General features: G+C 63.9%; 26 protein-coding genes. 17 read left to right on the top strand and 9 right to left on the bottom strand.

Translation table 11 applies throughout. The annotated features are described in order from the left end of the window. Window positions 1-2 precede the first annotated feature (2 nt). Complete coding sequence (locus tag K0P03_RS17655; protein ID WP_023514622.1) at window positions 3-1196, top strand: MFS transporter; 1194 nt, start codon at window positions 3-5, stop codon at window positions 1194-1196. A gap of 137 nt (window positions 1197-1333) precedes the next feature. Next, window positions 1334-2587 (top strand): flavodoxin-dependent (E)-4-hydroxy-3-methylbut-2-enyl-diphosphate synthase, encoded by a 1254-nt coding sequence (ispG, locus tag K0P03_RS17660; RefSeq protein WP_272790228.1) that lies wholly within the window; start codon window positions 1334-1336, stop codon window positions 2585-2587. Window positions 2588-2606: 19 nt separating this feature from the next. Here ispG and K0P03_RS17665 read toward each other — a convergent pair whose 3' ends face one another. From K0P03_RS17665 to K0P03_RS17675, 3 genes are all read right to left on the bottom strand, one after another. Next, the gene (locus tag K0P03_RS17665) at window positions 2607-3251 is read right to left on the bottom strand and encodes a LysE family translocator (RefSeq protein WP_023514624.1); all 645 of its coding nucleotides are present in this window, start codon (window positions 3249-3251) and stop codon (window positions 2607-2609) included. A gap of 111 nt (window positions 3252-3362) precedes the next feature. Then, window positions 3363-4418: a histidinol-phosphate transaminase gene (hisC, locus tag K0P03_RS17670; protein ID WP_130517159.1), complete on the bottom strand. Its 1056-nt coding sequence runs from the start codon at window positions 4416-4418 to the stop codon at window positions 3363-3365. 4 nt (window positions 4419-4422) lie between these two features. Next, complete coding sequence (locus tag K0P03_RS17675; RefSeq protein WP_272790229.1) at window positions 4423-5340, bottom strand: polyprenyl synthetase family protein; 918 nt, start codon at window positions 5338-5340, stop codon at window positions 4423-4425. 135 nt (window positions 5341-5475) lie between these two features. Here K0P03_RS17675 and mtgA point away from each other — a divergent pair, with 135 nt between their 5' ends. From mtgA to K0P03_RS17695, 4 genes are all read left to right on the top strand, one after another. Beyond that, window positions 5476-6231, top strand: coding sequence for a monofunctional biosynthetic peptidoglycan transglycosylase (mtgA, locus tag K0P03_RS17680; protein ID WP_371687662.1), 756 nt, complete (start codon window positions 5476-5478; stop codon window positions 6229-6231). 74 nt (window positions 6232-6305) lie between these two features. Next, on the top strand, window positions 6306-6953 hold the full coding sequence (locus tag K0P03_RS17685; protein ID WP_272790230.1) for a glutathione S-transferase family protein: 648 nt from the start codon (window positions 6306-6308) through the stop codon (window positions 6951-6953). A gap of 147 nt (window positions 6954-7100) precedes the next feature. Then, the gene (gene rpmF, locus K0P03_RS17690; RefSeq protein ID WP_024271259.1) at window positions 7101-7286 is read left to right on the top strand and encodes a 50S ribosomal protein L32; all 186 of its coding nucleotides are present in this window, start codon (window positions 7101-7103) and stop codon (window positions 7284-7286) included. 171 nt (window positions 7287-7457) lie between these two features. Beyond that, on the top strand, window positions 7458-7865 hold the full coding sequence (locus tag K0P03_RS17695) for a hypothetical protein (RefSeq protein WP_024271258.1): 408 nt from the start codon (window positions 7458-7460) through the stop codon (window positions 7863-7865). A gap of 33 nt (window positions 7866-7898) precedes the next feature. On the opposite strand, the gene phaR is transcribed toward K0P03_RS17695, so the two are convergent. Beyond that, window positions 7899-8477 (bottom strand): polyhydroxyalkanoate synthesis repressor PhaR, encoded by a 579-nt coding sequence (gene phaR, locus K0P03_RS17700; protein WP_024271257.1) that lies wholly within the window; start codon window positions 8475-8477, stop codon window positions 7899-7901. Between the two features lie 291 nt (window positions 8478-8768). Here phaR and K0P03_RS17705 point away from each other — a divergent pair, with 291 nt between their 5' ends. The 10 genes from K0P03_RS17705 (at window position 8769) to K0P03_RS17750 (ending at window position 17545) form a co-directional block, all read left to right on the top strand. Then, entirely contained in the window at window positions 8769-9950 is a 1182-nt protein-coding gene (locus tag K0P03_RS17705) for an acetyl-CoA C-acetyltransferase (protein ID WP_050746108.1), read from the top strand. An 86-nt stretch (window positions 9951-10036) separates the two neighbouring features. Then, window positions 10037-10762, top strand: a complete 726-nt coding sequence (locus K0P03_RS17710; RefSeq protein WP_023511985.1) for a beta-ketoacyl-ACP reductase — start codon at window positions 10037-10039, stop codon at window positions 10760-10762. Window positions 10763-10839: 77 nt separating this feature from the next. After that, a complete protein-coding gene (locus K0P03_RS17715; protein ID WP_023511984.1) occupies window positions 10840-11148 on the top strand; it encodes a 4a-hydroxytetrahydrobiopterin dehydratase in 309 nt (102 codons plus the stop codon). A gap of 71 nt (window positions 11149-11219) precedes the next feature. Next, window positions 11220-11609 (top strand): YkvA family protein, encoded by a 390-nt coding sequence (locus K0P03_RS17720; RefSeq protein ID WP_023511983.1) that lies wholly within the window; start codon window positions 11220-11222, stop codon window positions 11607-11609. A gap of 418 nt (window positions 11610-12027) precedes the next feature. Further along, window positions 12028-12531, top strand: a complete 504-nt coding sequence (locus tag K0P03_RS17725) for an invasion associated locus B family protein (protein ID WP_024271256.1) — start codon at window positions 12028-12030, stop codon at window positions 12529-12531. A gap of 239 nt (window positions 12532-12770) precedes the next feature. Further along, entirely contained in the window at window positions 12771-14000 is a 1230-nt protein-coding gene (gene rlmN / locus K0P03_RS17730; protein ID WP_050746124.1) for a 23S rRNA (adenine(2503)-C(2))-methyltransferase RlmN, read from the top strand. 118 nt (window positions 14001-14118) lie between these two features. Next, a complete protein-coding gene (locus tag K0P03_RS17735) occupies window positions 14119-15072 on the top strand; it encodes an ABC transporter substrate-binding protein (protein WP_023511980.1) in 954 nt (317 codons plus the stop codon). A gap of 129 nt (window positions 15073-15201) precedes the next feature. After that, window positions 15202-16080, top strand: a complete 879-nt coding sequence (locus K0P03_RS17740) for an ABC transporter permease (protein WP_024271255.1) — start codon at window positions 15202-15204, stop codon at window positions 16078-16080. Continuing rightward, on the top strand, window positions 16080-16874 hold the full coding sequence (locus tag K0P03_RS17745; protein ID WP_023511978.1) for an ABC transporter ATP-binding protein: 795 nt from the start codon (window positions 16080-16082) through the stop codon (window positions 16872-16874). Before K0P03_RS17740 ends, K0P03_RS17745 begins: the two co-directional genes overlap by 1 nt. 59 nt (window positions 16875-16933) lie before the next feature. After that, the gene (locus K0P03_RS17750; RefSeq protein WP_050746110.1) at window positions 16934-17545 is read left to right on the top strand and encodes a DUF1287 domain-containing protein; all 612 of its coding nucleotides are present in this window, start codon (window positions 16934-16936) and stop codon (window positions 17543-17545) included. A 6-nt stretch (window positions 17546-17551) separates the two neighbouring features. Here the strand turns inward: K0P03_RS17750 and K0P03_RS17755 are convergent, their stop codons facing one another. Together K0P03_RS17755 and K0P03_RS17760 are read right to left on the bottom strand one after the other, a co-directional pair. Continuing rightward, window positions 17552-18193, bottom strand: coding sequence for a LysE family translocator (locus K0P03_RS17755; protein ID WP_023511976.1), 642 nt, complete (start codon window positions 18191-18193; stop codon window positions 17552-17554). A gap of 168 nt (window positions 18194-18361) precedes the next feature. Continuing rightward, window positions 18362-19213 carry an SDR family NAD(P)-dependent oxidoreductase gene (locus K0P03_RS17760; RefSeq protein ID WP_272790231.1) on the bottom strand — a complete coding sequence of 284 codons (852 nt, stop codon included), beginning with the start codon at window positions 19211-19213 and terminating at the stop codon, window positions 18362-18364. A 186-nt stretch (window positions 19214-19399) separates the two neighbouring features. Here K0P03_RS17760 and K0P03_RS17765 point away from each other — a divergent pair, with 186 nt between their 5' ends. Next, entirely contained in the window at window positions 19400-20623 is a 1224-nt protein-coding gene (locus K0P03_RS17765; RefSeq protein ID WP_024271254.1) for an argininosuccinate synthase, read from the top strand. 72 nt (window positions 20624-20695) lie between these two features. Here K0P03_RS17765 and K0P03_RS17770 read toward each other — a convergent pair whose 3' ends face one another. Genes K0P03_RS17770 through K0P03_RS17780 form a run of 3 tightly spaced genes read right to left on the bottom strand, consistent with a single transcriptional unit; the run spans window position 20696 to window position 22614 of the window. Further along, entirely contained in the window at window positions 20696-21913 is a 1218-nt protein-coding gene (locus K0P03_RS17770) for a multidrug effflux MFS transporter (RefSeq protein ID WP_272790232.1), read from the bottom strand. After that, on the bottom strand, window positions 21910-22395 hold the full coding sequence (locus K0P03_RS17775; RefSeq protein WP_023517325.1) for a MarR family winged helix-turn-helix transcriptional regulator: 486 nt from the start codon (window positions 22393-22395) through the stop codon (window positions 21910-21912). The genes K0P03_RS17770 and K0P03_RS17775 overlap by 4 nt, the downstream gene beginning before the upstream one ends. Window positions 22396-22428: 33 nt before the next feature. After that, entirely contained in the window at window positions 22429-22614 is a 186-nt protein-coding gene (locus K0P03_RS17780) for a hypothetical protein (protein WP_272790233.1), read from the bottom strand. Window positions 22615-22635: the final 21 nt, after the last annotated feature.

A 22635-nucleotide genomic window follows, 5' to 3' on the forward strand; every position in this document is an offset into this window, starting at 1 on the left:
CCATGACGACGCCCGAAAATGCCATCAAAGGCAGCAGCTTCGCGAAAACCGCCTTCCCGCCGACACGGCTGGCGGTCTCCAGCCTTTTCCTGCTGAACGGCACCTTCGCCGGCGCCTGGGCACCCAAGATCCCGGAATTCGCCAGCCGCCTGTCGCTCTCCGAATCCGGCCTCGGTCTGATGATCATGTGCTTCGGCATCGGCTCGCTCGTGCTGATGCCGATCGCCGGTTTCCTGATCGCGCATTACGGCACCACCCGTACGGTGAAGGCAGCATCCGTCCTCTTCCTGTTGCCCCTCATTCTGCTGTCCCTTGCCCCGACCGTTCCGCTCGGCGCGCTCGCCATCTTCCTCTTCGGTGGCCTGATGGGCGCCATGGATGTGGCGATGAATGGCAATGCGGTCGAGGTCGAAAAATCCATGCGGCGCGCGATCATGTCGTCCTGCCATGCCTTCTGGAGCCTCGGCGCCTTTATCGGCGCCACAACCGGCGGCTTCCTCATCGAGACGCTCGGCGTGTTGGGCCATGCGGTCCTGCTGACCGTGCTGGGCGCCGCCACGCTCGCCGTTACCTGGCCCTTCGTGCTGCACGATGCGCCGCATCCGAACGAGGAGCGCCAGAAGGTGCGCCTGCCGATGACGCTGCTGCCCTGGATGATCGGCCTCATGGCGCTGTTCTCCATGGTGCCGGAAGGCGCGATCCTTGATTGGGGCGCGCTCTACATGCGCGACGAACTCGGCGCTTCGCTGGCGCTCTCGGGCTTCGCCTTCGGCGCCTTCTCGCTCACCATGGCCGCCATGCGCTTTGCCGGCGACCATGTGCGCGACCGTTTCGGCGCAGTGAAGACGCTGCGTTTCTGCACCGTCATGGCGATGATCGGCATGGTGGTCGCGGGGCTGGCGCCGAATGCCTATATGGCCATGCTCGGCTTCGCCATCTGCGGCATCGGCATCTCCAACATGGTGCCGATCGCCTTTTCCGCCGCCGGCAACCTGCCGGGCTTTGCCCAGGGTGTGGCACTCTCCGTCGCGACGGTGATGGGCTATTCCGGCTCGCTCTTCGCCCCCTCCGTCATCGGTTTCATCGCCGAACATACGGGCTTTTCCATCATCTTCGCCCTTTTGCCGGTACTCTTCGTCGTTGTGCTGCTGCTCTCGCACCACGCCGTGCATGCCGACGTGCGCGAACGCCCCTGAACGCAGGACGCGCGGCAATCAAATCGTCGCGCGTTCCGGCCCCAATGGTTGACAAGCCCGGTTTCCTGATCCACCTGAGGGCAAAGGCCGCGCGCGCGATGCCGCATGCGGCCGGTTTTCGAGCAAGAGGCTCCCGAATGTCCTTCTCCTTCGACTTTGAACCGAAGCCGCGGCGCCGGTCCGTCGGCGTCGATGTCGGCGGCGTGCTCGTCGGCGGTGACGCACCTGTCGTCGTGCAATCGATGACCAATACGGATACGGCCGATATCGACGGGACGGTGGCGCAAGTCGCGGCCCTTCACCGCGCCGGCTCGGAGATCGTGCGCATCACGGTCGACCGCGACGAGAGCGCGGCGGCGGTGCCGAAGATCCGCGAGCGCCTGCTCAGGCTCGGCATGGACGTGCCACTCGTCGGCGACTTCCACTATATCGGTCACAAGCTGCTCGCCGATCATCCGGCCTGCGCCGAGGCGCTGGCAAAATACCGCATCAATCCCGGCAATGTCGGCTTCAAGGACAAGAAGGACAAGCAGTTCGCCGCGATCGTCGAGACGGCAATCCGCCACGACAAGCCGGTCCGCATCGGCGTCAACTGGGGCTCCCTCGACCAGGAACTCCTGACCCGGCTGATGGACGAGAACCAGGACAAGGGCTTTCCCCTGACCGCCCAGCAGGTGATGCGCGAGGCGATCTGCCAGTCCGCGCTGCTGTCCGCCGAGCTTGCCGAAGAGATCGGCCTTGCCCGCGACCATATCATCCTCTCGGCGAAGGTCTCCAACGTGCAGGACCTCATCGCCGTCTATGCGATGCTGTCGGCGCGCTCCGACCATGCGCTGCATCTAGGCCTGACGGAGGCCGGCATGGGCACGAAGGGTGTCGTCGCCTCCTCCGCCTCGCTGGGCATCCTCATGCAGCAGGGCATCGGCGACACGATCCGCATCTCGCTGACGCCCGAGCCCGGCGGCGACCGCACCCGCGAGGTGCAGGTGGCGCAGGAACTGCTGCAGGTCATGGGCTTTCGCCAGTTCATTCCCGTCGTCGCCGCCTGTCCGGGCTGCGGGCGCACCACCTCCACGGTCTTCCAGGAGCTCGCCCAGAAGATCCAGGACGATATCCGCAAGAACATGCCGGTCTGGCGGGAGAAATATCCGGGCGTCGAGGGGCTGAAGGTCGCGGTCATGGGCTGCATCGTCAACGGGCCCGGCGAAAGCAAACATGCCGATATCGGCATCTCGCTGCCCGGCACCGGCGAACTGCCGATCGCCCCCGTCTATGTCGACGGCAAGAAGGCGATGACGCTGCGCGGCACCAATATCGCCGGCGAATTCGAGACGCTGGTCAACGACTATATCGAAAAGCGCTACGGCCAGGGCCAGGCAGCCGCCGAATAGGCGGGCTGCCCTTGCGCGATCACAGCCGTGCCGTCAGCAGCTTGAAGCCGGCAAAGGCGAAGAAGGCGGCCATGACGCCCTCTATGGCGCGGCGCGCCCTGAGATAGGCCCGGTGCACCGGGCCGAGCGAAAAGACCAGCGCGAAGCCGAGGAAGACGCAGACCCCGATTGCCATGCAGCCGGCAATGAACGTCGCCATGACCTCGCCCGGCGCGCCCGGCGGCATGCCGAGCGACGTCAGCATGATCCAGTTGAAGATCGCCTTTGGATTGGTGATGTGGATGCCGAGGCCCTTGAGATACTGCCGGCGCGGCGACAGCGCGGGCATTGCGGCCATCTGCATGCGATAGACCTCCTCGCTCCGGCGCGCCGCACGCCAGGCATTCCACGCCAGCCAGAGCAGATAGCAGCCGCCGACGATCTTCAGGACGACGATCGCCTCGCCATAGGTACGAATGAGGGCGGAAAGGCCGGAAGCCGTGAGGATGGCCCAGATATAGGATCCCGTCAGCACCCCGCAGGCCAGTGCCAGTCCGGCCCGTCGGCCCCGGCTGATCGAGGTCGCGATGATGGCGATGATCGCCGGCCCCGGCGACGCCGTGGCGATGAAATAGGCCGTCCAGGCGACGGCGAGCTGCGGCAGGTAGGGTGTGAGATCGGTCATGAGGCACCGGTGGCTATCGGCAGACGATAGCCGATCGCCTTTTCACCGCCTAGCGGGAGAATTGCACCACATGTCCCCGTGTTCGGCGGAGGCGGGTATCGTCCGAAAACGTCAGACGATCTCCTCGACCGCCGCGATCAGCCGGTCGCATTCCTCGGGCGTACCGATGGTGATGCGCAGGAAATCAGAGATACGCGGCTTGGCGAAGTGGCGCACCAGCACGGCGCGCTCGCGCAACCCCTTCGCCAGCGCCTCGCCGCTATGGCCGGGATGACGGGCGAAGACAAAGTTCGCCTGCGAGGGCAGCACCTCGAAACCGCGCTGGCGGAGCGCTCCGGTGATGCGTTCACGCGTTTCGATGACCTTTCCCCGCGTCTCGTCGAACCATTCGCGGTCGTCGATCGCGGCGGCGGCACCGGCTTGCGCGACACGGTCGAGCGGATAGGAGTTGAAGCTGTCCTTGACACGTTCCAGCGCATCGATCAGCGGGCGCCGGCCGATGGCATAGCCGACGCGCAGACCCGCCAGCGAGCGGGACTTCGACAGTGTGTGGATGACGAGCAGGTTGTCGTATTTCCGGGTCAGCGGGATCGCGCTCTCACCGCCGAAATCGATATAGGCCTCGTCCACCACCACGGGCTGGTCCGGGTGCCCGGCGACCAGTTTTTCGATCGCCGAAAGCGGCAGGCCGATGCCCGTGGGGGCATTCGGATTCGGCAGGATGATGGCGCCGCAGGGCCGGTCGTAGTCCGAAAGGTCGATGGTAAAATCGTCCTTCAGCGCAATCTCCTCCGCCCGGATGTCGAAGAGCCGGCAATAGGTCGGGTAGAAGCTGTAGGTGATATCGGGATAGACGAGCGGCTTGTCGTGCTTGAGAAGCGCGACGAAGGCATGCGCCAGAACCTCGTCGGAACCGTTTCCGACAAAAACCTCATCCGCATCCACGCCGTGGAAACGGGCGATCGACTGGCGCAGCGCCAGCGCACCCGGATCCGGATAGAGCTTCAGGCTGTCGGCGACGGCAGCCTGCATGGCGGCGATCGCCTTTGGCGAAGGGCCGTAGGGGTTTTCGTTGGTGTTGAGCTTGATGAGGTTTTGGATGCGCGGCTGCTCGCCGGCGACATAGGGCTTGAGCGTGGCGACGATCGGCGACCAGAATTTGCTCATGGCGTCAGTTCCTGCGATTGGCGATGAAATGGGCGGTTTCGATGAGGATGCCGGCGCGATGGCCGAACGGCGCAAGAAGCGTCTCGGCCTCCGCAACGAGTTCGCGCAATCGGTTCTCCGCCCAGGTCTGGCCGCGCCGGGCGACCAGCGTCGCCTTGCCGCGATCGGCGTCCTTGCCAGTCGCCTTGCCCATGGTCGCGGCATCGGCAGTGAGATCGAGCAGGTCATCGGCGATCTGGAAGGCAAGGCCGACCGTTTCGCCGTAGCGGCGCAGTGAGATCCGTTCCTCAGCCGAAGCGCCCGCAACGATCGCACCGGCCTCGCAGGCAAAGCGCAGCAGCGCGCCGGTCTTCATTTTCTGCAGCGTCACGATACCCGCCTCGTCCGGCGCCTCGGTCTCGGCCGCAAGGTCGAGCGCCTGGCCGCCGGCCATACCGCCGATACCGGCGGCACGGGCGAGTGCCAGCACCAGCGCCGTCTTGGTGGCATCGGGCAGATGCGTTTCGGGTGCCGCGACGATGTCGAAGGCAAGCGTCAGCAGGCTGTCGCCGGCAAGGATCGCGGCCGCCTCGTCGAAAGCGATGTGCACGGTCGGCTGTCCGCGGCGCAGGTCGTCGTCATCCATGGCCGGCAGGTCATCATGCACGAGCGAGTAGCAATGGATGCATTCGAGCGCCGCACCGACGCGCAACGCCGCCATGCGCTCCACGCCCGGAAAGAGCGCGGCGGATTCGATGACGAGGAAGGGCCGCAGCCGCTTGCCGCCGTTGAGCACACCGTGGCGCATGGCGGCGAGCAGCCGCTCGGGACGGGCGATCTCATCCGCCGCGACAGTGCCGGACAAAAGCGTGGCAAGCAGTGTTTCCACCGCTTCGGCATTGCCCTTCAGGAGAGACTGGAATTCCTGGTAACGTTCGCTCATGGCCGCTCTTTGGCATGGGCTCCGGGCCGAAGCAACGGCCATGCCTGGGCTGCTTCAAAGAATCGCGGCGCAGACTGGTTTTTGCCGAGCCGTAACGGTATGAAGGCCCAACGACGGAAGGACGGACGCCGGCTCTTGGACATCGTACCGGAAACACGCGCAGATGCGGTCAACACGGAGACAGAGGCCGGTGAGAAGGATGGCTGGATGAGCCGGCTTCGCCGGAACTGGCGTCGCCTCGTGCTCATCGTCCTCGCCATCGTCGCGCTGCCCTATGTGCTGATCCTGCTCTACACGGTCGAATTCGTGCGGCCGGTTTCCACGCTGATGCTGCGCGATCTCGCGCTCCTGCGCGGCTACGACCGGCAGTGGGTGGACTTCGACGACATCTCACCCAATCTCGTGCAGGCCGTCATGATGTCCGAGGACGGCCAGTTCTGCCGCCATGGCGGGGTCGACTGGGGCGAGATGCGCGCCGTCGTCAACGAGGCGCTGGCCGGTGAGCAGACCCGCGGCGCCAGCACAATCCCGATGCAGACGGCGAAAAACCTCTTCCTCTGGAACGGCCGCTCCTTCGTACGCAAGGCGATGGAACTGCCGCTTGCCGTCGCGGCAGACTTTGTCTGGAGCAAGAGGCGGCTGATGGAAATCTACCTCAACATCGCCGAATGGGGTCCCGGCATCTACGGCATCGAGGCCGCGGCGCAGCACCATTTCAAGGTACCGGCCGCCAAGCTCTCACGCCGGCAGGCCGCGCTTCTCGCCGTCTCGCTGCCGAACCCCTATGAGCGCAACGCCGGAAAACCGGGTCGTGGTCTGCAGCGTCTCGCCCGCCTCATCGAGCGGCGCGCCAGCCGATCGGGCGAATATATCAAATGCCTTTATGAGTAGGTTCAGGCCTTTTCATTGGTGAAGGCTCCGGTGAAGGCCTAGGGTCTGCGTCATCTCAGAAGCGCAGGAACACCATGTCGAACCTCATCCTCTATGTCGGCAACAAGAACTATTCTTCCTGGTCCTTCCGGCCCTGGATCGCCATGGCGGCAGCCGGCGTGCCGTTCACGGACAAGGTCATCCCCTTCGACTTTCCCGCCGGCAACCCGGAATTCATCAAGATCTCGCCAAGCGGGAAGGTGCCGGTTCTGCACCATGGCGCGGTGCGGGTATGGGAATCGCTGGCGATCATCGAATATGTCGCCGAGCTCTTTCCTGGCGCTGGTATCTGGCCAAAAGACGCAGCGGCACGGGCCGAAGCACGGGCGATATCGATGGAAATGCTCTCCGGCTTCCGCGCGCTGCGCAATGCCTGCCCGATGAACATCCGTCGCAAGCCGAGCGAAATCAAGCTGCCCGACGGCGTCATGGATGACGTCGCCCGCATCGAGACGATCTGGAAGACGGCGCTCGCGCGCTCCGGCGGACCGTTCCTGTTCGGCGCCTTTTCCGCCGCCGATGCGATGTATGCCCCGGTCGTCAACCGGTTCGAAGCCTATTGCCTGACCCGCGACGAAACCGTGCTGGCCTACATGGCGCGCATGAAGGCGCACCCGGCCTGGCAGAAGTGGCAGACGGCGGCGCTCGCCGAACCGTGGATCGTGCCCGAAGACGAGGCCTGACCGGCGGAATCGAAAAAAACCGCCCGGGGACTGGTCAAGCGGGATTTTGCTGTGTATAAGCCGGCCCAATTTCCGAGATAAAGACATGTCCCTGTCGCCCATCCGGTGGCCTGTGGATGTGTTTGCCCGATAAGTGGAGTTAGTGAAATGGCTGTACCGAAAAGAAAAACGAGCCCGTCCAAGCGCGGTATGCGCCGTTCCGCAGACGCTCTGAAGGGTTCGACCTACGTCGAAGACAAGAACTCGGGCGAACTGCGCCGTCCGCACCACATCGACCTGAAGACCGGCATGTACCGCGGTCGCCAGGTTCTGACGCCGAAGGAAAGCGCATAAGCGTTTTCGGCATCAGCTGAGATCAGGGGCCGGCTTGCCGGCCCTTTTCTTTTGGCCAGACGCCCCGAAAGGCTTGGCCGACGACGCAGCGACATTTTCTTGTGCCAATTCTTGGGCTAAGAGGGCCATAGGGCCGCTCGTGCGAAGACGGCCGTTAGGAGACCGCCGCCCATGCTTCTGGCCATACCGCTGCTGATCATCCCCTTCGCCCTCTACAACCTTGCCATGACCGGTCTCTTCGGCGATGGCGGCGTCGCCGTTCTCGACAGCGAGGTGATAGCGGTCAACATGCTGTCCGGCACGACCTGGACGATGGCCTTCGGCGATCTCCTGATCCTCATCGCGCTCGTTCTGCTCTTCGTGGAAATCCTGAAGGCCACACGCCCGGGTTCGCGCGCGCTGCTCGATCACATGCTGTCGATGGTGCTGTTCGTGGTGTTTCTCGTCGAATTTCTGCTCGTGCAGGGCGCGGCGACACAAATCTTCTTCATCCTGATGACGATCACGTTCATCGATGTCATCGCGGGTTTTGCCGTGTCGATCCGCACGGCGAGCCGAGACCTTTCGATCGGGCTGTAGCAGCGCGGGACAAGCCCGCGCTGGCCGGTTTTCTCAGCTGAGATTGTCGAGCTTCGTCTGGAGCGCGCGCAACTGTTCCTTCAGCTCGTCGAGGTCTTTGGGCTCCGCCTTGCGGGTCTCCTTCGGCGGCGTCGCATTGGCGAAGGGCGAGAACATCTTCATCGCCTGCTGAAACATTTCCGTGTTGCGCCGCGTCGTCTCCTCGATCAGCGCCATCGGCACCTGCAGGTTCTTGCCGAGCGGCGTATCTCCAAACGTCTTGTTGATCTGCTCGCGCATCTGCGACTGCTGCTCGGTGAAGGCCTGCATGGAGTGCTCGAGATAGCTCGGCACCACCATCTGCATCTGATCGCCATAATAGGAGATCAGCTGACGGAGGAACGAGATGGGCAAAAGCGTGTTGCCGGTCTTCGATTCCTGCTCGAAAATGATCTGCGTCAGTACGGAATGGGTGATGTCCTCGCCGGATTTGGCATCCTGCACGGTGAATTCCTCGCCCTTCTTCACCATGACCGCGAGATCGTCCAGCGTCACATAGGTGCTCGTGCCCGTGTTGTAGAGCCGCCGGTTCGCATATTTCTTGATGACGATCTGACCGTCGTTCCTGGCCATTAGGGTCTCCTCATCCCCGTATTTCCATTTCTTTTTTGGTCCTCGCGAGTATCGGCAAAAAGACGCGCGCTGACAATCGAATTGTGCGATGCGGCGAGCAATGCTGCGCAACATGGATTTTCATGCTGCACGCCGCTTCCATGAAATTTTAGCGGCGCCGGATATCCCGTTTGACTCTCCCCCTCCGCTTTGCCAGTTTTGATTTCGGGAGAACCGCCACGCTCGCGCCGTTCGTGCGCCGGGCCTGGTTCCAAGGCCGACCGCAAGGTTGTCAGAACTGAGGAAGCACATATGAGCACCCCATCCATCGTCATCGCCAGCGCCGGCCGCACCGCGGTCGGATCCTTCAATGGAGCCTTCGCCAACACGCCTGCCCATGAGCTCGGGGCGACGGTCATTTCGGCGGTTCTGGAGCGCGCGGGCGTGGCAGCGGGCGAGGTGAACGAGGTGATCCTCGGCCAGGTCCTGCCGGCCGGTGAAGGCCAGAACCCGGCCCGCCAGGCTGCCATGAAGGCCGGCATTCCGCAGGAAGCGACCGCGTGGGGCATGAACCAGCTCTGCGGTTCGGGTCTGCGCGCCGTCGCGCTCGGCATGCAGCAGATCGCCACGGGCGATGCCGGCATCATCGTTGCCGGCGGCATGGAATCCATGTCGATGGCGCCGCATTGCGCGCATCTGCGCGGCGGCGTGAAGATGGGCGATTTCAAGATGATCGACACGATGATCAAGGACGGCCTGACCGACGCCTTCTACGGCTACCACATGGGCATCACCGCCGAAAACGTCGCCAGGCAGTGGCAGCTTTCGCGCGACGAGCAGGACGTCTTCGCCGTCGCCTCGCAGAACAAGGCCGAGGCCGCGCAGAAGGAAGGCCGCTTCAAGGACGAGATCGTTCCCTTCATCGTCAAGGGCCGCAAGGGTGACGTCAGCGTCGATGCCGACGAGTATATCCGTCATGGGGCGACGCTCGAATCGATGGCCAAGCTTCGCCCCGCCTTCGACAAGGAAGGCACCGTGACCGCCGCCAACGCCTCCGGCCTCAACGACGGCGCCGCTGCCGCGCTCCTGATGAGCGAAGCGGAAGCCGCGCGCCGTGGCATCCAGCCGCTCGCCCGCATCGTCTCCTGGGCAACGGCCGGCGTCGACCCGAAGATCATGGGCACCGGCCCGATCCCGGCCTCCCGCAAGGCGCTCGAGCGCGCCGGCTGGAAAATCGGCGATCTCGATCTTGTGGAAGCCAACGAAGCCTTCGCGGCCCAGGCCTGCGCGGTCAACAAGGACCTTGGCTGGGATCCGTCCATCGTCAATGTCAACGGCGGCGCCATTGCCATTGGTCACCCGATCGGCGCGTCGGGCGCCCGCATCCTCAACACGCTGCTCTTCGAAATGAAGCGCCGCGGCGCAAAGAAGGGCCTTGCCACGCTTTGCATCGGCGGCGGCATGGGCGTGGCGATGTGCGTTGAGAGCATGTAAGCATCAGCTTACGGGCTGCTTTGCCATGACCTGCCGCCGGCAGGGCGACGGGTCGACTCAAAAACAGTTCTAGGGGAGTGAGCCACATGAGCAGGGTAGCATTGGTAACGGGTGGGTCGCGGGGCATCGGCGCTGCCATTTCGGTAGCGCTGAAGGCGGCCGGCTACAAGGTGGCTGCAAGTTATGCCGGCAATGACGATGCCGCGAACGCCTTCAAGGCGGAGACCGGCATTCCGGTCTACAAATGGGATGTCGCGAGCTACGAGGCCTGCGTCGAAGGCATCGGCAAGGTCGAGGCCGACCTCGGCCCGGTGGACATCCTCGTCAACAATGCGGGTATCACCAAGGATGCGATGTTCCACAAGATGACGCCGGAGCAGTGGGGCGCGGTCATCAACACCAACCTCACCGGCCTCTTCAACATGACCCATCCGGTCTGGACCGGCATGCGCGACCGCAGCTTCGGCCGCGTCATCAACATTTCCTCGATCAACGGCCAGAAGGGCCAGATGGGCCAGGCGAACTATTCCGCCGCCAAGGCCGGTGACCTCGGCTTCACCAAGGCGCTCGCCCAGGAAGGCGCCGCAAAGGGCATTACGGTCAACGCCATATGCCCCGGCTATATCGGTACGGAAATGGTGCGCGCCATCCCGGAAAAGGTGCTGAACGAGCGGATCATCCCGCAGATCCCCGTCGGCCGCCTCGGCGAGCCGGACGAGATCGCCCGCATCGTCGTCTTCCTCGCTTCCGACGACGCCGGCTTCATCACCGGCTCGACCATCTCGGCGAATGGCGGCCAGTTCTTCGTCTGACCGGCCTTTCGGCAAACGGAACACGGCGCCTTCGGGCGCCGTTTTCTATGGTAGAGTGCGGAGAAGGAGACGACGTCATGAAACAGGAAAAGCTCGACGACGCGGCGATCGCCGAAGCGCTGGCAAGTCTTGACGGCTGGGCCCGATCGGAAGACGGCATCGCCATCGAGAGGAAATTCAAGTTCGCATCGTTCCGCGAGGCGTTCGGTTTCATGACCGAGGGGGCGCTCGCAGCGGAAAAATTCAACCATCACCCTGAATGGTTCAACGTCTACAACCGCGTCGAGGTGCGGTTGACGAACCATGATGCGGGCGGACTGACGGAGCTGGACTTCAAGCTGGCGACCGCAATGGACAAGGCGGCGGCTCTGCGCACGAAGAGTTGAAGACCCGTGAAGCCGTTCCCATATGTTTCGCGCCGGGTTTTTCCGGCATCGCCACCTGAAGGAGGCCATGCATGGATGACGTGAAGATCGGCGAGATCCTTCTGCCGGGAGATGAGGACGAGCAGGAGCGTCAGGAGGGCCGCGTGAAGAAGCGGTTCTGGCCGGTCCTCAAGCGTGCAATGCGGCAGGTGCCGTTCTCCCGCGATCTCGTCGCCGCCTACTATTGCGCCCTGGATTCCCGCACGCCGACCAAGGTTCGCGGCATCCTGCTCGCTGCGCTCGCCTATTTCGTGCTGCCGCTCGACGGCGTACCCGATTTCTTCGCTCTCGTCGGCTTTTCCGACGACATCGCCGTGTTGACGGCCGCCTTCGCCGCCATCCGCGGACATATCCGCGAAGACCACTATGTGGCTGCAGACAAGGCTCTTGCGGACGAGCCGGACGCACAGCCGGCTGGCTGAGCCTCCCGCTGCAGCCCTTGCCGTTCTCGACCCAAGGGCGAGAAGTCAAATTCTTGCCCTATTCCTTATGCCTTAAATGGCTTCGACAGGTTCAATCTCACCACATGGGGACTGGGCACGCCCGCCGTTCTCGGCACTTCCCGCAAACAGGCTTGGCAGCTTTGCATGCGGAGTTGTGCCGACGAAGAACGACAGTGTCTTTGCGAATGGCAAAAACACCTGAAAGGCAGCGGCGTGTTTCGACGCAAATTTGTCCCGGTGCGGCGCGGAAGACCTTAGTAAAATGCGTGCATGTTGACGGTTTGGTAACCTGAATTAAGTCAAAATAAATCAAATCGTCATCATGCGTGGCCGACACCGGCATCGAAGGCGCCGCCTTCGGCCGGGCAATCACTGGCAAGACAACCGGCAGGAAAACATGTTCGTAAGAAAGCTCGCAACCGCACTCGCCCTCGTCGTCGTGACCGCAGGCGTTGCCTCGGCCCAGTCGCCGACGCGCATTCAGCAGTTCAATGCCTGGGGCGCCTATTCCTACCAGGCGAACGGTGGCAAGGTCTGCTACGTGCTGTCGGTGCCGAAGGAAAAGAACCCGGCCGGCGTAGACCACGGCGACGTCTTCTTCCTCGTCTCGCAGCGCCCGGGCCAGAACATCAGCTACGAACCGCAGGCGATGATGGGCTATCCGCTGCAGGAAGCCTCCAAGGTCAACGTCGTCATCGACGGCCGCACCTTCGTGATGTTCACCAAGGGCAACTCGGCCTGGGTGGAGAACGCCGCCGAAGAGCCGGCCCTCGTCGCCGCCATGAAGGGCGGCAAGGACATGCGGGTCGAGGCGAAATCCCGCCGTGGCACGGGCACGTCCTACTCCTATTCGCTGTCCGGCATTTCGGCAGCGCTGAAGCAGATCGAAAGCTGCCGCTGAGTCTCGAGGCGGACAGAAACCGAAAAGGCCGGCGCCCTCGCCGGCCTTTTCGTTTGCACAACCGGGCGGGCAGGTGACTTTGCGCCGGAACAGTGCTAAAGGGCCGGCAACTGGGCCTTGCGCCGCATCGAGCGGCACCGGCAGGCCCGCAATGAACTTCTGTCGAGCATGGACCGCTTGTGGCGCAAAAGCCTGCGCCGGCGTGCCCTGTTCTTGAGGATGACCCGATGGCTGCAAGCATGGACTTTCTCAACACGGCCGAGCCCGTCAAGGCGCCGGCCATCCGCACCCTTCCCGCCGCCGAAAAGCCGTCGCTGATCGGCCTCACACGCGAGGAGATGGGCCGGGCGCTCGTCGAAAAAGGCGTCAACGAGCGCCAGGTGAAGATGCGCGTCAGCCAGCTCTGGCACTGGCTCTATGTGCGCGGCGTCTCCGATTTCGACGACATGACCAATGTCTCCAAGGACATGCGCGAAATGCTGAAGACGCATTTCACCATTGCCCGTCCCGAGATCGTCGACGAGCAGATTTCCAGCGACGGCACACGCAAGTGGCTCTTGCGCTTTCCCCCGCGCGGTGCAGGCCGGCCGGTGGAGATCGAAACCGTCTACATTCCCGAGGAAGGCCGCGGCACGCTCTGCATTTCCAGCCAGGTCGGCTGCACGCTCACCTGCTCCTTCTGTCATACCGGCACGCAGAAGCTGGTGCGCAACCTGACATCGGAGGAAATTCTCTCGCAGTTGCTACTCGCCCGCGACCGGCTGGGCGACTTCCCGGACCGTGACACGCCAGCCGGCGCCATCGTTCCGGCGGAAGGCCGCAAGGTCTCCAACATCGTCATGATGGGTATGGGCGAGCCGCTCTACAATTTCGAAAGCGTCAAGACCGCGCTGCTGATCGCCACCGACGGCGACGGCCTGTCGCTCTCCAAGCGCCGGGTGACGCTGTCGACCTCGGGCATCGTGCCGGAAATCTATCGCACCGGCTCGGAAATCGGCGTCATGCTGGCGATTTCGCTGCATGCCGTGCGCGACGACCTGCGCGACATGCTGGTGCCGATCAACAAGAAGTATCCGCTGAAGGAGCTGCTCGACGCCTGCCGCGCCTATCCGAGCCTGTCGAATGCCCGGCGCATCACCTTCGAATATGTGATGCTGAAGGACGTCAACGACACGCTGGAGGACGCCAAGCTGCTCATCCAGCTGCTGAAGGGCATTCCTGCGAAGATCAACCTCATCCCCTTCAACCCCTGGCCGGGCACCAACTACCAGTGTTCCGACTGGGAGCAGATCGAGCGCTTTGCCGACTTCATCAACCAGGCCGGTTATGCTTCGCCGATCCGCACCCCGCGCGGCCGCGACATCCTCGCCGCCTGCGGCCAGCTGAAATCGGAATCCGAGCGCATGCGCAAGGTCGATCGCATGGCGTTCGAGGCAATGATGATTGTCGGGCACGGCGAGGACGACTGAAAGCCGTTCCGCCGCGGCTTCCTATCAGAAATTGTGATTGATGAAGCCGATTCCGAGAATTGATTTGAAGGCCCGTTTTGCCTAGAAACAGCCTAAAATCATTCTAGGGAGACCATCCATGCGCCACCTTCTGCTTGCTTTCGCGGCAACGCTCGCGATTACGCTGCCGGCCAAGGCCGAAGAGGTCACGGTTGCCGTGACCGCCATCGTCGAACATCCGGCGCTCGACGCTGCCCGCGACGGCGTGAAGGAAGCGCTGGCAGCGGCCGGCTACAAGGAAGGCGAGAACCTGAAGTTCCTCTACGAATCGGCGCAGGGCAACCCCGCGACGGCCGCCCAGATCGCCCGCCAGTTCGCCGGCGAAGATCCAAGCGTCATCGTGCCGATCTCCACGCCGTCCGCGCAGGCCGTCGTTTCCGCGACGAAGGACATTCCGGTCGTCTTCACTGCCGTGTCCGACCCGCTCGGTGCGCAGCTCGTCACCAACATGGACAAGCCCGGCGGCAATGTCACCGGTCTTTCGGACCTGTCGCCGGTTGCCGAGCATATCGCGCTGATCAAGGAAATCCTGCCGAACGCCAAGACGATCGGCTATCTCTACAATTCGGGCGAAGCCAATTCCGTGTCGCTGCTCGCCGTGCTGAAGGTTGAAGCCGAGAAGGCCGGTCTGACGGTCGTCGAATCCGCCGCCACCAAGTCTGCCGAAGTGCAGGGCGCCGCCCGTGCGCTCGTCGGCCGTGCCGATGCGATCTACATCCCGACGGACAACACGATCATCTCCGCCCTCGAAGGCGCGGTCGCCGTCGCCGAAGAAGCCAAGCTCCCGCTTTTCACCGCCGACACGGATTCCGTCTCGCGCGGCGCCATCGCAGCCCTCGGCTTCAACTACAAGGACGTCGGCAAGCAGACGGGCGAAATCGTCGTGCGTATCCTCAAGGGTGAGAACCCGGGCGACATCGCCGTAAAGGTTGCCGCCGGCACCGACCTCGTCGTCAACAAGGGCGCCGCCGCCAAGATGGGCGTCACGCTGCCGGAAGCTCTCGTCGGCCGCGCCACCCGCGTGATCGAATAATCCCCGGACGTTCCGGACATTTCCAATCGGAATCAACCGCTGCCGGATCGCCCGGCAGCGGTTGATCTGTTAAGAAGACCCCTCCCGCAGAACCCGCGGGAAATGGGTGAAGAGAGAAAGCCAAGAGCCGTGAGCCTGATTGCCTTCTGGGGTGCCGTCGAACTGGGGCTGGTCTATGCCTTCGTCGCGATCGGCGTTTACCTTGCCTTCCGCGTGCTGGATTTCCCCGACCTGACGGTGGACGGCTCGTTTCCGCTCGGCGCCGCCGTCGCGGCCGTACTGATCATTGCAGGCGTCAACCCGTGGATCGCGGCCCTGGTCGCCATGATGGCGGGCGCCGTTGCCGGCCTCGTCACGGCGATGCTGAACGTGCGCTTCCGCATCCTCAACCTGCTCGCCTCGATCCTCACCATGATTGCGCTCTTCTCGGTGAACCTGCGCGTCATGGGCAAGCCGAACGTCGCGCTGATCAATGCCGATACGATGATCAGTCCGTTCTTCGGCCTCGGCCTTCGGGATTTCTATGTCCGCCCGCTCTTCGTCGGCATCCTGGTCGTCATCGCCGTCGTGCTGGTCTGGCGCTTCCTGGAAAGCGATGCAGGCCTCTCGATGCGCGCGACCGGGGCCAATGCCCGCATGGCCCGCGCCCAGGGCGTCGACACCAACCGGCAGATCTATCTCGGCATCGCGCTGTCCAACGCGCTGGTGGCGCTCGGCGGCGCGCTCTTTGCCCAGACGAACGGTTTTGCCGATGTCACCTCAGGCGTCGGCACCATCGTTGTCGGCCTTGCCGCCGTCATCATCGGCGAGACGCTGTTCGGCACGAGGGGCATCCTCATGGCGCTGATCGGCTGCGTGCTCGGCTCGATCCTCTACCGCATCGCCATCCAGCTGGCGCTCTCCTCGGATGTGCTCGGCCTCCAAGCCTCCGACCTCAACTTCGTGACGGCCCTGCTCGTCACCGTGGCGCTCGTCCTGCCGCGCCTTCGCCGCGGGGGAGCCGCCTGATGATCTCCGTTTCCGATATCAAGGTCGTCTTCGGCAAGGGCACACCGCTGCAGAAACAGGCGCTGAACGGCGTCAGCCTCACCATCGAGGAAGGCCAGTTCGTTACCGTCATCGGTTCGAACGGCGCCGGCAAGTCGACCCTGCTCGGCGTTCTCGCCGGCGATGTCATCGCCACAGAAGGCCAGGTCAGGATCGGCACGACGGACGTGACCCGCCAGGGCACCGCCGCCCGCGCCGGCCGCGTCGCGCGCGTGTTCCAGGACCCGCTGACGGGCAGCTGCGGCGCCCTCTCCATCGAGGAAAACCTTGCGCTTGCCGCCCGCCGCGGCGAACGGCGCGGGCTTGCCTCCGCGCTCGGTCCGCAGCGCCGCACGGTCTTCCGCGAGCGCATCGCCGAGCTCAATCTCGGCCTCGAAAACCGTATGCGCGATCGCATGGACCTGCTCTCCGGCGGCCAGCGCCAGGCAGTCTCCCTCGTCATGGCAACGCTCGCCGGGTCCGACGTGCTGCTGCTCGACGAGCACACCGCAGCGCTCGATCCCGGCATGGCCGAGTTCATCATGAACCTCACGCAGAAAATCGTCTCCGAGCGCAAGCTGACGACGCTCATGGTGACGCATTCCATGCGGCAGGCGCTGGACTACGGCCATCGCACCGTCATGCTGCATGGTGGCGAGATCGTGCTCGATGTCGCCGGCGACAGCCGCAAGACGCTGCAGGTCGAGGACCTCATCGCCATGTTCCGCAAGATGCGTGGCCAGACGCTGGACGACGATGCGCTGTTGATCGGCTGAGGCGCCAACAAAGCGCCCGATTCTCTCCGCAGCTTGCTGCATCGGAGAAGGAGGCGTTCATGCTGTTTCGTCGCGCGCTGCTAGCAGGCGGCCTGGTTTCGGGCGCCGCCTTCGTTTTACCGGCAAGCTTGCGGGCGCAGCCGGCCGAAGACGACGCACAAAAACTCGTAGCAGCGGCACGGCAGCAGATCGGCGTGACGCTGACCTATGATCCCGCCTATTCCCGGCTGGACTATCCCGGCGGCGACGTGCCGCGGGCGCGGGGCGTCTGCACCGATGTCATCGTGCGCGCCTATCGCGACGGCCTTGCCATCGATCTCCAGGTTCTCGTGCACGAGGACATGCGCAGGGCCTTTTCTGCCTATCCGCCACTCTGGGGCCTGAAACGCACCGACCGCAACATCGACCATCGCCGTGTGCCGAATCTGCAGGCCTTCCTCAAGCGGCAGGGTGCCGCCCTGCCGGTCAGCAAGGACGGCGCGGACTACCGGCCGGGCGATATCGTCTCGCAGATGCTGCCGGGCAACCTGCCGCATATCGGCATCGTGGCGGACGCCCGCAGCGCTGACGGCGCACGCCCCCTCCTTGTGCACAATATCGGCGCCGGCGCGCGGCTGGAGGATGTGCTCTTCGCCTACCCCCTCACCGGGCACTACCGCTACCGTGTGTGATCCCGCTCAGCGCGCCTGTGTGAACAGGATTTTTGCCGCGAAGACGGAGAAGACGCCTGCAAAGGTGTAGTCGATGCCGCGCAGCACCCTGGGATTCTGCTGGAGCCAGGACGCGAGCTTGTCGGCGGCGAGGATCACCAGGATGTTCACGGGAATGCCGACGACGATGAAGAACAGGCCGAGGAAGATCAGCTTGCCGGTGATATCGGGATCACCCGCGCTGATGAATTGCGGCAGGAAGGTCATGAAGAAGATGATGACCTTCGGGTTCAGGAGGTTCACCCAGAAGCCGCTGGAAATATTGGCAAGCGCCGTGCCGCGCGGCCCAGCCGTCGCCTTGACCGAGAGGTTGGAGCCGTAGCGAATCGCCTGGATGGCAAGCCACAGGAGATAGGCGGCGCCACCGGTTTTCAGGATCAGGAAGGCGGTCGGCGACGCCGTGATGAGGGCGGAGATGCCGAAGGCAACCAGCAGCGTGTGCACGACGATGCCAAGGCTCGTGCCCGCCACGACGAAGAGCGCCGGTCCGCGCCCCTGCGAAAGCGCACGGCTGATCGACAGCGTCATGTCGGGGCCGGGCGTCATCGCAAGGAGCAGGCTGGCGGCCGCAAAGGCGAGAAGCGTCGGAAGGGTGGGCAGAAAGTCCATGGCAAAGCCCTGAAAGCCGGTGAGGATGGAAACCTCTAATCCGGCTTCCCGGAAAATGCCAATCAAAGTCTATGATGCGCTGTTACAGCGGATTTCCGCGCGCTTGTCTCCCTCATCATCGGACCTCACCCGACTGTGGTGGAGTGCTCGCAGCAGGGCCTGTCGGCATCACGCCCCTTCGACGAAAGCCCGGAACTTCCCGGAAAAGTCCCTGTGCCAGCGCGAGAGCGGCGGGCGATTCTCGATGACGTCGCCGATCGCCCAGGCCATGCGGCGCTCGTCGAGCGCCCGCGGCACATCGTTGTCAGGGCATAGGATGTAGAAATCGCCGCGCTCGAGACTGTCCATCATGAAATCGACGGTCTGCGCCGGCGTCCAGGCGGCATCCGGCTTTTCCGTGCGGTCCCCCTTCGTCAACTCGGTGAAGACGAAGCCTGGGATCAGGAGATGGGCGGAGAGTTTTGCGCCCGCCGTGTTGCGCAACTCGTGCTGGAGCGCCTCGGTGAAGACCTTCACGCCCGCCTTGGAGACATTGTAGGCGGGATTGCCGGGCGGCGTGGTGATGCCCTGCTTGGAGCCGGTATTGATGATGAGGCTCGCCTCGCCATGGGCCAGCATGTTCGGGCCGAAGACCTGCGTGCCGTGGATGACGCCCATCAGGTTGACGGCGAGGATATGGTCCCAGTTGGCCTCCGCGCTGAAGATGGAGGTGTCCGGCTGGATGCCGGCATTGTTCATCAGCACATGGACACGGCCGAAGCGTTGCAGCACGGCGCGCTCCAGCGCCTCCAGCTCATGCTGGTGCGCGACGTCCGTCTCCACGGCCATGACATTCGCCTCGCCGGCGATAGCTTCGAGCTCGGCGCGCGCCTCGCCCAGCCGGTCGGCATTGAGGTCGGCGATGGCAATGCTCATGCCCGCCTCGGCAAAGCGCCGCGCGGCGGCAAGGCCGATGCCGGCACCGCCGCCCGTGATGACGGCGACATTGGCTTCCTTGATGATGTCTCGAAGGGTCGTCATGGCTTCGCCTCCTTCCATGGGTTCGCTGCGGCGAATATGGGTCGCCATCCGGCCCTGTCAAATCCGCCTGCACGCCACCCTGCATCAGCGCGCGCCCTTGCGTCACGCGCCAATCTCGCTAAAAGTGCCGCGATACCGGGCCTCCGCGGGTTTACCGCGCCCCTTCATGCAACGGACCTCATCACCATGGCATCATATAAAGACGTGAAGAAAGTCGTGCTGGCCTATTCGGGCGGCCTCGACACCTCGATCATCCTGAAATGGCTCCAGACCGAACTCAACGCTGAGGTCGTCACCTTCACCGCCGATCTCGGCCAGGGCGAAGAGCTGGAGCCGGCGCGCAAGAAGGCCGAGATGCTCGGCATCAAGGAGATCTTCATCGAGGACGTGCGCGAAGAATTCGTGCGCGATTTCGTCTTTCCGATGTTCCGCGCCAATGCGGTCTATGAAGGCGTCTATCTGCTCGGCACCTCGATCGCCCGTCCGCTGATCTCCAAGCACCTGATCGAGATCGCCGCCAAGACCGGCGCCGACGCCATCGCCCACGGCGCGACCGGCAAGGGCAACGACCAGGTCCGTTTCGAGCTCTCCGCCTATGCGCTGAACCCCGACATCAAGATCATCGCACCCTGGCGCGACTGGGCGTTCAAGAGCCGCACGCACCTTCTGGAGTTCGCCGAGCAGCACCAGATCCCGGTTGCGAAAGACAAGAAGGGTGAAGCCCCCTTCTCGGTCGACGCGAACCTCCTGCACTCCTCTTCCGAGGGCAAGGTGCTGGAAGATCCGGCCGTCGAAGCGCCGGAATATGTGCATATGCGCACCATCTCGCCGGAATCGGCGCCCGACAAGGCGACCGTCATCAAGGTCGGCTTCGAGCGCGGCGATGCCGTCTCCATCAACGGCGTGCGCATGTCGCCGGCAACGCTGCTTGCGACCCTCAACAATTACGGCCGCGACAACGGGATCGGCCGTCTCGACCTTGTTGAAAACCGCTTCGTCGGCATGAAGTCGCGCGGCGTCTACGAGACGCCCGGCGGCACGATCCTGCTTGCCGCGCACCGCGCCATCGAGAGCATCACGCTCGATCGCGGCGCCGCGCATCTCAAGGACGAGCTGATGCCGCGTTACGCCGAGCTGATCTATTACGGCTTCTGGTTCTCGCCGGAGCGCGAAATGCTGCAGGCACTGATCGACAGGAGCCAGGAACATGTCGAGGGCGAAGTGACGCTCAAGCTCTACAAAGGCAATGTCATGGTCATCGGCCGCGAGTCGGACAAGTCGCTCTATTCCGACAAGCTGGTCACCTTCGAGGACGACCAAGGCGCCTACGACCAGAAGGACGCCGCCGGCTTCATCAAGCTGAACGCCCTGCGCCTGCGCACGCTCGCCGCCCGCAAGCGCCGCGGCTGATCGCCTGATCACCGTCAGACAAGAGGCCCGCTGCCGTTTTCGGCAGCGGGCCTTTTCGTGTCCGGTGACTGTTTATTCCGCCGGCTCGGCGGCAAGCTGTGCATCGCGGCTGCAGATCGCGCGATACCAGACATAGGACAGGATCGCCATCAGACCCATGGCCGGGATGATCGTGCCGAAGGCGAAAAGCGGCATGCCGATGGCCGCGGCCAGCAGGCCCGCAAGGAAGCCGGCCCCCATCTGGATAAAGCCCATGGCGGCGGAAGCAGAGCCAGCGATCTCGGGGAAGGGTTCCATCGCCGCCGTCATCATGTAGGGCATGACGAAGGCGATACCGAAGGCGTAGATGCCGACCGGCCCCATGACACTGAGGAAGCTCGGCGTCACCAGATGCGAGGCGAGCGCAATCAGGATGCTCGCGATGCCGATGAAACACAGGCCTGGCAGGACGATCCGGGCAGGGGCGACCTTGCGCATCAAAAGGCGCACGCAGACCGTGCCGGCAAAGAAGAAACCCGACTGCATGAGCATGCCGACACCGAATTCCGTCGGCGTCAGGCCAACCGTACCGATCAGGACGAAGGGCAGCATGGTCGCCTGGCCGTAGAGCGCCCCGACGGCGCCGGCCATGACAAGCGTGGCGGAAACGAAACGGCGGCTCGTGGCAAGCGCTGCATAGCCCGCAAGGATCGGACCGACGCGGCCCTTCGCCGGATCTGGCACCGTGGTCTCGGCCATGCAGAAATAGACGGCACCGCAGGCCGCCAACGCAAAGCCTACCATCAGGAAAAAGATCGACTGCCAGCCGAACACGCCGAGCGCAAAGCCGCCGAGGGTCGGCGAAACGGCCGGGCCGATGGCGAGCATCATGCCGACCATGTTCATGATGCGGGCGGCCTCGGTCCCGGTAAACTGATCGCGCACGATGGCGCGCGAGACCGTCATGCCGACCGATGCACCGATGCCCTGCACGAGGCGGCCGGCCAGCAGAACACCAACGCTCGGCGCGAAGGCCGCCATCAGGCTGCCGGCGAGATAGACCGTCATGAAGATCAGCGTGGTCTTCCGCCGGCCGAGCACGTCCGACATCGTACCTGAAACGAGCTGCGACAGCGCGAAACCGGCAAAATAGAGCGACAACGTCAGCTTGATCGCCGATTCCGTCGACGAGAAGGCGCGCACCAGCTCGGGCATAGCAGGGGTGTAGAGCGCCATGGAAACGGGGCCGAGCGCAACGAGGAAGGCGGCGATGATGCTGGTGCGGCGCTCGCTCATGCGCGCCGTCGTCATCGGCCGGCTTCCTTTGCCAGCGCCGGCGCGGCACTGTCTTCCTCAAGGGCGCAAAGGTTCGCGCGCAGCCGCTTCAGCCGGTCGCGCATCAGCTCCAGCTCCTCCGGACCGATGCCGCTGGTCACATGCTCCATCAGCTCGATCTGCTCGGTGCGGATACTGGCGATGAGAGCGCCAGCGGTCGGCGTGGTGAAGATCAGCTTGGCCCGGCGATCGGCCGGATCGGGGCGGCGCTCGATGAGGCCGAGGCTCTGCAGGCGGTCGAGATAGGTCGAAAGCGTCATCGGCTCGATGCCCATGCGCTGGGCGATATCGAACTGGCGGCTGCCCTCCAGCGTGGCGATGCGCACAAGGGTCCGCGCCTCGCCCGGCGTGAGGCCGAGACCGGCGGTGGCAATGCGACGCTCGAAGGCGCTACGCAGCATGCGGGCAACGTCGATGAGGACGAAACCGAGGGCGTCGGGATCGGGACGAGGGGACATGTTCACTTTCTGGCTTATTGTAAGGGGAGCTTACTATGCATTGCAGGAAGGAACAACCACCAAGCCACGACTGCCACGCATGGCTGCCTTGCGAACGGCAAAACATGCCGGAAAAACACGGATGAAATCAAAAATAATAATCAAGAAATCAATTGGATAGCCGTATATCACGACCTGCTGTTCCACACCGTCATGGCTGCCCTGCTTCCCGCTCGACACTCCCGGCTCCATGGTGGAAGG

Origin of the sequence: Shinella sp. HY16, from assembly GCF_028534175.1 — a bacterium.
Lineage (GTDB): Bacteria > Pseudomonadota > Alphaproteobacteria > Rhizobiales > Rhizobiaceae > Shinella.